At 60.0% G+C, this 10,194-nt stretch carries 4 protein-coding genes; all 4 read right to left on the minus strand.

What is annotated here, in order from left to right; genetic code table 11:
- Nucleotides 1-170 precede the first annotated feature (170 nt).
- From M1248_RS32900 to M1248_RS32915, 4 genes are read right to left on the minus strand one after another with little or no spacing between them, the layout of a single operon-like run.
- Complete coding sequence (locus M1248_RS32900; protein ID WP_317150889.1) at nt 171-2,273, minus strand: DEAD/DEAH box helicase; 2,103 nt, start codon at nt 2,271-2,273, stop codon at nt 171-173.
- Complete coding sequence (gene brxD / locus M1248_RS32905) at nt 2,270-3,562, minus strand: BREX system ATP-binding protein BrxD (protein WP_317150890.1); 1,293 nt, start codon at nt 3,560-3,562, stop codon at nt 2,270-2,272. Before brxD ends, M1248_RS32900 begins: the two co-directional genes overlap by 4 nt.
- Nucleotides 3,559-6,429, minus strand: coding sequence for a BREX-2 system phosphatase PglZ (gene pglZ, locus M1248_RS32910; protein ID WP_317150891.1), 2,871 nt, complete (start codon nt 6,427-6,429; stop codon nt 3,559-3,561). The genes brxD and pglZ overlap by 4 nt, the downstream gene beginning before the upstream one ends.
- Nucleotides 6,414-10,127 carry a DUF6079 family protein gene (locus M1248_RS32915; RefSeq protein ID WP_317150892.1) on the minus strand — a complete coding sequence of 1,238 codons (3,714 nt, stop codon included), beginning with the start codon at nt 10,125-10,127 and terminating at the stop codon, nt 6,414-6,416. The genes pglZ and M1248_RS32915 overlap by 16 nt, the downstream gene beginning before the upstream one ends.
- Nucleotides 10,128-10,194 lie beyond the last annotated feature (67 nt).

Raw genomic sequence — 10,194 nt, forward strand, 5'->3', positions numbered from 1 at the left:
ACACCGGGCAACAGAGTCCCACAACGACTGGACCACTACGACGGGCTCACCTCAATCTCGCGGATCTGATCTGCGCAACCGTCCAGGCCTTTCATGGGCACACGCTAGATCTATATACACAAGAATGCAAGGGTTAAGAGGATCCATTTGTACGGAGTGGGAAGGACGCGCTAATCCGTCGCGACGACAACACTCGATTCTAATAGCACTGCGTCCGCCGCATCGGGATTCCCAATACGTGCCGAGATCGTCTGCATCGCAAGCTCGTTAGGCAACGCAGCCGAAAACTTCAGCCCATCGACAGCACGGATGTCGACGTTCGGCCGCGGCCGCGGAGCGTCAACTCCGCGCATCTCTCTAAGTCCCTCTCGTATATCAGCCACCGACATGTCTCGATGCAGCCGCACTGATTCAGACCCAATTCGTTGACGAGGTGCTACGAGTCCGATTCCCCACGCTGCCAACGTGCGGTTAGCCGATGCACCAGCCCACGTCCACCAGCGCCAATCTCCGTTGTCGTCACGACGAATCACCAGACTCTCTCGATCGACTTGGTCGGCTCGCTGATCTCGTATGCCGGTCAAAGCCTCGCGCGAACGACGCGTCAAGTGGACACCTGACGGATCGTCGCCGAGCAGGACATCTCGCATCCCACGTGTGATGGCGTACGACGCACCGTCGGGTATTGACATCCATCGGGCTCTACCCGGCAGATCGATCACCTCAACGAACACGTGACGGCGCTTCCAATCGATATGGGTGACCTTCCACGATCGGCCGGCGAGTAGCAGCACGCGATCACCCTCGACATCTTCCGTCAGAACGCCCGTCTCGACGGACCCGATCTCAGAACGTCCTGCGAACACCGTAAATTGCGGTGCAGCAGTGAATACCGCGAGCAGCTCCATGAAATGGCGCCTACCAAAGTGCCTTTCGGCCTCAGCGCCAATGAACGCAGTTCCGCCGTCCGATTCTAGGAAGCCATTCTCCAGCAGGTGATCCATGATGAGTGCGTCGTCGTCGCCGAACATCGGTAGAGGATCCCATTGTGACTCCCACCCCGAGGTTGGGATGGATCGAGTTTGCAGTGCGGCAGCAAGAATCTGTTGCGCCACGATGTGGCGCGGCTGCGGCGTTGCAGCGACAGGCTCGACCCAACCTTCTGACCAACGTCGGAGCAACCCCAATGCGTACAACAGTGAGTAATCATCAAGGCAGAGGAACAGACAATTTCGGACCGTGCCGGGACGCCGACCCGTCCGCCCAAGCCGTTGCAGGAACGACGAGACCGTTCGAGGCGAGTTGATCTGAATCACGCGATCGAGATCACCGACGTCGATTCCCAGCTCAAGTGTGGATGTCGCGACGATGACGCAATCGCGGGCGTCAGCGAAAGCTTCCTCGGATTCGCGTCGTTGCGCGGCTGATAGCGAAGAATGCGATAAGAACGTCTCGACCCCACGGTCTCGGAGAGCGATACCAAGCTCTTCCGCGAGCTTGCGTGAGTCGACGAATACCAACCGCTTCTCGCCTTGGTGAAGTGAGGCGATGACCTTGGCCGCGTTCTCAGAACTGCCCACAGCGTCAACAGTTATCTCAGGAGCCGCCGGCGTAGATGCGTGCGGGGCTACAACGGTTCCCCGTCTGCGATGGCCGCCCTGCAGCCACTCGAGCAGATCCGCGGGATTGCCGACGGTGGCTGACATACCGACGCGCTGCAGTGACCTTCCCAACGCATTTTCCAACCGCGCCACCACAGCCAGCAGGTGCCAGCCGCGGTCGTCTCCGGCAAAAGCGTGGATTTCGTCGACGACAATTGCTTGAACGCCGCCGAGAACCTCATGGATATCGACGCGTTCTGACACGAGCATCGACTCCAAGGATTCGGGAGTCGTGAGCAGGATGTCCGGGCGCTCGCGTTTGATGCGCTCCCTGATGGATGCACTTACGTCGCCGTGCCATATCATCGCTGATCGCCCCATCCATTGCGCATATTGGTCGATGCGCGGGCCTAGGTTGTTCAACAGAGCCTTCAGCGGACACAGGTAAAGCACAGAAATCCCGTCCCACCGCTGAGAGTGCATGCGCGTAAGCAGTGGAAACATCGCGGCTTCGGTCTTGCCGCCGGCTGTCGGCGCGAGCAATATCGCATCCGAACCTTCAGTGATCGGCGCTACGGATTCCTCTTGCAGAGGCCGTAAGCCGTTCCAGCCGAGCGTGTTTGCAATGTGATGCTGAATCCCCGGCGCCAATTGAGCGAACCCGGTCGTCACAGTTCGACCTCGTCGGGGTTCGTCGCAGCGACCGATTCCGCCTTCTCTCCTTCGGAGATCGTCAGCGAATAGTGTTGTCGCGGATCAAAATCTGGAAACTGATCCACACGATCCAGCACGTCAGCGACCAACTTCTTAAGGAAGATACGAGGCGAGATCCCGGCAACTGCGCCGAGTTGGCCAGCGACCGCCACGGCGAGGTCGCGAATGTAGGCATCGTCCACGAGCGTCCGAATCCGGTCGGCGGATCCTGCGCCACCCGCATACACGTCACGTCCCCGGATCCCGACTTCCACCAATCGCTCGAGATCGAATCCCATGAGCCGTATCTGTGGTGCGCGCGGATTGTCGAACTTTGGATCGGACCCAAAGTCGGTCGACAGTCTCTGCGCAAGGGGCGGCAAGGACTGCACGCCCATTCTTCCGTCGAAGAACGCCGGCGTCCCGGTGATCAGCAGGTAGAGGCCGGGATAGCGGCCGGAGTCGAGTTCATCGATCCACTGCCGCAACGCATTCAGCGCCTTAGCGCGACTATCTGAGCGCATGCGTTGAAGTGTTTCAGCCTCGTCGATGACCAATACCAGGCCAGGATGTCGCGCCCCCTTCAGGACTGCGAGCAAGCCTTGAAGGAAGCCCATGGCCAGGAAGTGATCAACGTCCTGGCGTACGCCGGCAGCCCGTTTTGCAGCGGCTGCAACGTGAGGTTGACCGCCCAGCCACGCTATCAGCGCATCTGCAGTGGCAGGATCATCCCGCTCAACCGCCGCCCGATAAGCGCGAAGGACCATTGGGTAAACAGGCGTCGCGACGGCGACCGTCGCCAAACGCTGCTCAAGCAATTCGTCTACTTGATGTGGCTCAGCCTCGTCTACGCCGGCGGCTACTGCCGCGTCTTCCTCGATTCCGTATAGCCAGGCGTCGATCAGGCTCCGAAAGGCGCTCTTAGCGAAAGCGGCCGTCCGGAGTTCTTCGATGGTGCGCCGGTAGACGGTCTCTAGTTTGTGCAGAGGGGTCTCAAGTTCGCTGACCTGAACCTCCGCCACCGCAAGCCCCCGAGCCATTGCGCGCTGCTGAACCCAACGGGCGAAGAAAGTCTTGCCGGAGCCGTATTCGCCGCGAACGGCTTTGAAGATCGCTCCGCCAGCTGCGACTGCGGCGAGATCGTCGTCCACAGAAGCGGCGAACCGGTCGATACCGACCGCCAGGACGTCGAGATTTCCGTCGGGGACTGTGCCTTGCCTTAACGACTGGAGGATTTCTCGCCGGCGGACGGGCGACAGCGTGCTCACGTCTTCCCACCATGCGCAGTCACACCGAACTGCTCGAACATTAGCGACTGCTTCAGAATCAGATCGGTGCCGTTGATGGTGAGCACCTCGACACCGTCTGTGTTGAGTAGCTGCGCTACGAGAGAGACGGCGCCGCCGACGCGTGTGGTCTTGACGCCCAACAGCTGCGCCGCTCGAGTCAGAGGCAGGACACCACCTGCGTTGATGGCATCGCGAATCAGAGCCCCTACTTGCGGCCGCTTCAAATAGCGGCCAAAGGTTTGGAACTGCTGGTTGAACAGCACACTGCGCAACAACTCATCAACCATGTCCCGCGTGCCTGCGTCTGCCGAAGCAGGATCGGCATCGGTCGGCGGCCGCAACGTTTCAGTGTCGAATAACGTTCCTTCTTGAGGAGCTTGTCTCGCAGGCTTTTTCGGCCGTGCTTTGGGAGCCAAGGTACTCGCAGTCGTGGGTTGCGGGACGCTAGGTGACGGCGCCGACCACCAGGCAGGCGCCGTCATCGGAGCAGGCTCGAGAGCCAGATGTTCCGGGATAGCGCCGTTAACCAGAATGGATATTGGAATGACGGCCTCAGCGGGTGAACCACCTCCGTGGTAACCCGCCTTGAGCGCCGTGTATCGCAACTGCTCAGCAACCGCTAGGACTGCGCGGTGATCATCGCATAGCACCCGCGGACCATCCACTAGAACCTCGTCCGCGGGAAGCTTGGCGACATCAACACCATCGGCCGGTCGGTATCGAGCCGATACCTGTTGTCCACGCTGTGCGCTGGGCTGCTCACGACGCTCCGGCACATGACCGTGATCACTCAGCAGCAACACAATTCGACCAACCGCCGCTGCCGCATTCAGCAGTGGATCGAGATGCTTAAAACTTGAGACGTCCCAGGTCGTACCAATCGGATCCGATCGGTCCAGAGCGTCGTCGATGTCGTTGAGCACGCATGCCACGATTGGCCGATGCTTGGTGTCTTCGACAGCGGTCCGTACTTCCGATGCAAGAGCGTTCCCTCGTGAAACGGCATCGAGGTCGCCCTTGTGAAACAGAGCCTTGCCAGCGGGTGCCATGCCGTGCGACGCCAGCCATTTCGAAAATCCTCGGCTCTCCTCCGCTGCTTGCCCGCGCTGTAGTCGGCCAGACAAGAGCGAACAGCGCGAGAACTGAGTCAGGGTAGGCAGCGCAGCGACGGCGGCTACGGCGTCGAGGGCGGAAAGCCGGCACTCCCGCCACTGCGCCCTGTGGCGCGCCAGGGCGTCGGCGACGACCTCTCCCGCAACAGCGGCACTCATACCGTCGGCGACGATCAGCAGTACTGGAGTTCTAGTTGTCTCACTACTGACTTCTAAGGAACGCGGCGCAGTAATGGGTCGCACGATCCGATCAAGAATGTCTTCAACGTAGAGTGGGGCATGGGGCCCAGTCTCGTGATGAGCGCCCGAGCTGGCGAGGAGCCTCGCGAAGGCACGGTCTTGTGCAGATCGACGCGATCTCACTTCAGAGACGACCAGATCCGCGAAGGCGGCAAGAACCGAGTCATGAGCTCCGATGTAGACATCGTTGACAGCGCCGTCTACATATGAGAGCTCGCGACGATAATAATCGACCCAATCCGCAAGTGCAGCAGGATTTTCTGTTACCGTGTGCAGCCATCTCCAGAGCCGAATGGCACCTGCAGCGACCCGCACGTCACGTGGCGATGATCTCGTATCAGCGTGGGAATCTCGGTGCGACAGGAGATCCGCCCAAGCATCCTCGACTCGAGCGCGCGCGTCGTCCGAGGGTGTTAGTCCCGCATCGGACAGTGTGCCGGCTACGCGTTGCGTGCGAGGCGGCAGTCCCGCCGGAAGTACCTCTGACCGGCCGACAAGTTCCCTAGCGGCTAGTTCGTCAACGAGTTGGTCAGTGCGACGTAGCACCTCGTTCTCTGCGGTCACCTCCGAAATGGCAAGGGTCGCTATGTTTCCCCACGCGATTAACTCCTGCTCCGAAATCTGACGTCCGCCGAGATGCACCTCCAGGAGGGTCCGCGTGCGTACTAAGACTTCGCTCGGAGCCGGAAAAGCGACGGCTGCAGTCGTCGTGTCGTCTAGCAACGCTGCAATGAGTCCGAGGGGCACGATGTCCGCAGGGCCAACCGTGCGAAGAATCTCGACGAATACCTCACCCAAGCGACCGAGCTTTTGCGCGATCCAAGACAGCAGCTCGGCCGTCAAATCTGGATCAGCGCTCGTTACCCACGACTTGAAGACTTCAGCCGCATCAGTTCTCGTGGACCACAATGCGACCTGGTGGGCGCTGATCTCTCCCTCGAACCCGAAGGCCATCCTTGCGAGCACCGTGAAGAGATGGTCATTAGTCAGCACGCCCCCAGGGGCGGGAGGTAGCACTTCCCCCTTCGCTCGGCCGTTTTCAAGCGCTCGTAGGACTGGATAGGCCAGTTGAGTGCGCGACCCTCCTGCCGAAGGCGCCAACAAATTGAACTCTTGGCGCGATGCTCGGAACAGAGATTTCAGCGCCGGCCATGGGTCGAGACCGATCACACGGCAGTCCGGCAACAAGTGCTCGAGTACCCCAATCGGCAGATTCGGCCCGAGGTCTGTGAGTACTACCACCCACTCATAATCAGATCGCAATGTAATCGCTTCGCGGATCGCTAAGACACTCGTACCTAACCGAATCGCGGCGCGACCGCCGCCGGCCAAGGAAATCTCAGAAGGCCCAGCCCATACGGGGCGAGCCGCCAACGCAACGACGCCACCCGGATATCGTCTGTTTCGCAGCTGTTCTAGCCGCCAGCGAATTTGAGTTTCATCGGCCACCGGCAGAGTAGGCGCTCCCGCGCCAATGGTCACGGATTGACCCATCGGATATCGACGGTGAACTCTGATTGGGGATGCTCAGCGACCAGACGCTCCAAGGCCTCCTGCACCTCTGAAGCCGCCCCGCTGACGACTTGATGGTTCGTGCCCGGTTGCGGTGATTCCGGCGGTTCGGGTGGTTCCTGCGGGCCGGGTGGCGGAGGCGGCGGCGTTCGCATTACCTTCTGCAACCAGAGTTCGCGATCATGGTCTGCTGACGCCAACGTCGCGGCGAGGTTCTGAACAGCTTCCTGCGCAAGAACCGCTTGGGCAACCTTGTTCAGGATTATGTGCGCTCCATTGCCCCGGTCGTGCAGGATGTCCCACTGAGATGCGGGGTAGCTTATAAGGGCCTGCTCGACCGACGCGACCGACGAGAGAGAACGCGCAGCCTCGACGTCAGTACCGCGAATCGCCAGCACTGCCAATGCCTCAACCAGTGCGAGATTGTCCAGGACCCGCACTTGATTCTCAAAGAAATCCGCGAGATCAGCGGCAAGCGCGTACCGCCCGACGGCTCTATCGAGTTCGAACGCGTCATAGTAAACGCCGATCGCAGAGACGAATGAGGAACGAGCAGCGAATCTGTCTCGCGCATAGGCTCGTATCTGATCAGCGAAGGCCGCAACGTTGCTTGCTGTGAGGTAGTCGTTGACCACCTCCCCCGTCCATGCCGTCCACCTCTGCGTTGCATCAAGCCACGCTTGTCGCTCCGGCAGTGGTTCCATCCGAAGTGTGAGGCCACGACGAAACTCGCCGATCTTCGGCTCGGAGGTGGCAGTCGAGTGCAGGAACCATGACCGCTTGGTTTGCGCCGCCCATGCGCCCGCAATGAGGTCCACAATGTCGTCGGTGAGTCCGCGCCTGGACCCGCTGGGATCAATTGCGCCCCTGAGGACGTCGATATCGACGTCAGACTCCAGCTCGACCGACTGCCGCACGAGTCCCTGGGTGATGCGGTTCGTCCAATCTGCGAACTGGGTAGGCGTAAAGATCAGGTGCGTCTCATTCGTCCGTGCGATCCCAAGAGGCTCCGTCACTCGACGTGCGATGTCGCGCTCGCGTCGCTCCAGTGGGATGCGCCCGTCGGCCTGGCTTTGGGCTTCGCGCAGTCGGGTTAGCACGGTGTTGAGATCGTGTCGGCTAATCAGGCTGTCGGGTGGTGAGAACTCCGGATGATCAGGATAGAGAGCATCGAACGCATCACTGATCAATCGATCGACCGCATTCGCAAGACTGTTCCCCACGGGCGGCTGTGGATCAAATCCGGGGTGCAGCGAGCGCAAAGGCGGTTGATCGTTGGGGAAGTGTGCCCCCGCGGCGACGCCGTAATAGATCTGAACAGCCGTCAGCAGTTGTCCGCGAACCTGAATTTGTTGTTGCTCCAGAATTGTTCGGGCAGCAATCCTGTCGGCCTCTGATAGATCGCTTGCATACCTCGTCCAATTATCACCAAGGAGAACGTGGTTCAAGATAACGAGCCGCCCAAGCTGCCGATTGATCTTGTCGGTAAAGAACGCGGGCAGCCAGACGATGGTGAAGCGATCTTCACCAGTCCGCCGCAACTCGTCGACCCGGTCATGATCTTCTGCTGTGGTATGGCCTGCGTCGTCGAAGGGCAGATCGACCACGAGTCGCAAGGTTCCGGCCGACGATGGACGAAACACGTCATCGGAAAGCTCACCGCGGTCGCGCACGTTTCCGAACGCGACTTCGACCGAACGAGCGGTGCCCCGCCAGATTACCGTGCGGCTGAAGACACCTTCAGTGGTCGGCTGCGCTCCCACTAGACCGAACTGGTCGGACAACAGTTCCCGCATCAGCTTTCGACGGCGGCCGTCGGTGTCTTCGCTGCGGCCTTTGGTGATGATCCGCTCGTAGTCGACTGATTCTAAACTGACCGCGATGACAGGATTTGCGTCATTTGTCACCGAGATTTCCGGAACTTCTGCGGCCCACTGCTTCACTTTGCCGGTGATCGTTGCGACCTGGTCGCCGGGGATGATGCTCACGACGCTACCGTGATTAAGCGATGCCAATCGGCTAGCGTCGATCTGCTTGAGCGCTGGTACGTCCGGCGCAAGCGCAGACATCATCAATGTCTTGGCGATTCGAATATCGGCTTTCAGTCCCGGCGGAGCCTGATCGTCGGAGACCGACTCATCAACACCGGCATTGCGATACAGAACTGGACGTAACTTCTCGGTCCAGAGCGTCCGCGCCGTCCGAAATGTCTGAGCCACATCGTCGTTGATGGGTGTGGAGTTTGCACTGTCGACAATGATGTCGAAGGCATCTCCGACTGGAATCACGTTGTCGATGGTGAGTCGATCCGCGTTCTCCGCAAGCAGCTGCTGCATGACTTTCAGCGCTGTGCGCTCTCGCTGCATCTTGCCGGAAAGAGCGCGCAGGGTGGCGATCAATGCCGGCGAGAATGGATACGTCAGCTTGAAGGCATCAGCCCCCGCGCCAGGATGATTCGGGTCGGTGTTGATGCCGTCGAGCAGCACATCCCAAACCTTCGGGTTGCGGTCGATGCGATCGAAGGCTGCATCTAGATCTGCCTGCGCTTCCGGCTTAGTCTGCAGCAACCTCTTTTTCGCGATGAATGGAAGGTTTTCGTCGCCGAGTGTTATTACCGATAGACGACCCGATTGATGGTTGAGCGCCTCTTCTGCCGCTCGGACATTTGCGCCGGACTCACCACCGCGGGCAATGACGTCGGCAAGGTTGTGCTGACGCGCGATGAAAGATGTGATGGGGACGGCGAGACGACCGCGACTCGTTTCGACCAGTTTTGTGATCTTCTGAACTTCCGCGTCGTACCGTCCGCGCTCGCTGATCAGGAAGGTGAGCCAGAGGATCAGCTCATCGAGCATGAGGACAACGCCCTGGTATTTGAGCGACTGGGCGTGATCGGCGATGGCGGCGAGTCCATCTTCGAGCGGAAGCCAGTCCGTATTGCGTGAGTAAGACGTGAAATACGAACCGATCAGGGCCTGCTGGAGCCGCGATCGTTGGGACGGGTCGGCATCCGGTGCAGTCGCCGCAGCGTAACTCGCTGCGTCCCAGCCTGTCGTCCGCTGACGGCGTGCCGCCAATCCGCTTCCGCCGCCACTTGAGGCGGGTCCTGAGACAGCATTCAATCTTGCAAAGAATGACTCGTCGCCCACCTCCTTCCGACGGTCGTTGGCATCGTCAAATAGTCCGCCTGCGGAATGAAGGACAGGCGGTTGAACATCAGGCTCAAGGATCGCAATCTGCCGAAGATACTGAGAGAAGAGTGCGGATTCGAGGCTGACCGAATCCAGGAAGTGGAAGGTGAGCCCGAGTATCTTCATGCCTTCGAGATCACGGTGCTTGGCGATGGTGGGCTGTAGTTCAGGGATGGACAGCGCAGCAGCCCTGTGCTTCAAGATGCCGTAGAGCAACGCCATGAAATGCGATTTGCCGGAACCGAAGGAACCAGCTAGATAGGCAGCCTTATTCTCGCCTGTCCGCTGCGCCTCCCCGATCAGCGTCAGGGCCGCATCGAATGCGTTGACGAGCGCGGGAGTGATGACGTAGTTCGCAACCGTCTTGGCGAACAGCTCCTCGCTGACCGCTTCGGAAAGTCGAATCACGAAATCGGCGGTGCCCTGCGATTCAGGAATGTCGAACGTGTCGCGCAGTGTCCGCGCAGTAGTCGCAGCCCCGGGGAGCATTACTTCTTCTTTCGTCGTGTGGCGATCAACGGTCGCCAGTTGGGTAGGTCGTTGACGGGTACGCCGA

The organism is Mycobacterium sp. 29Ha (assembly GCF_032883055.1).
Classification (GTDB): Bacteria; Actinomycetota; Actinomycetes; order Mycobacteriales; family Mycobacteriaceae; genus Mycobacterium; species Mycobacterium gallinarum.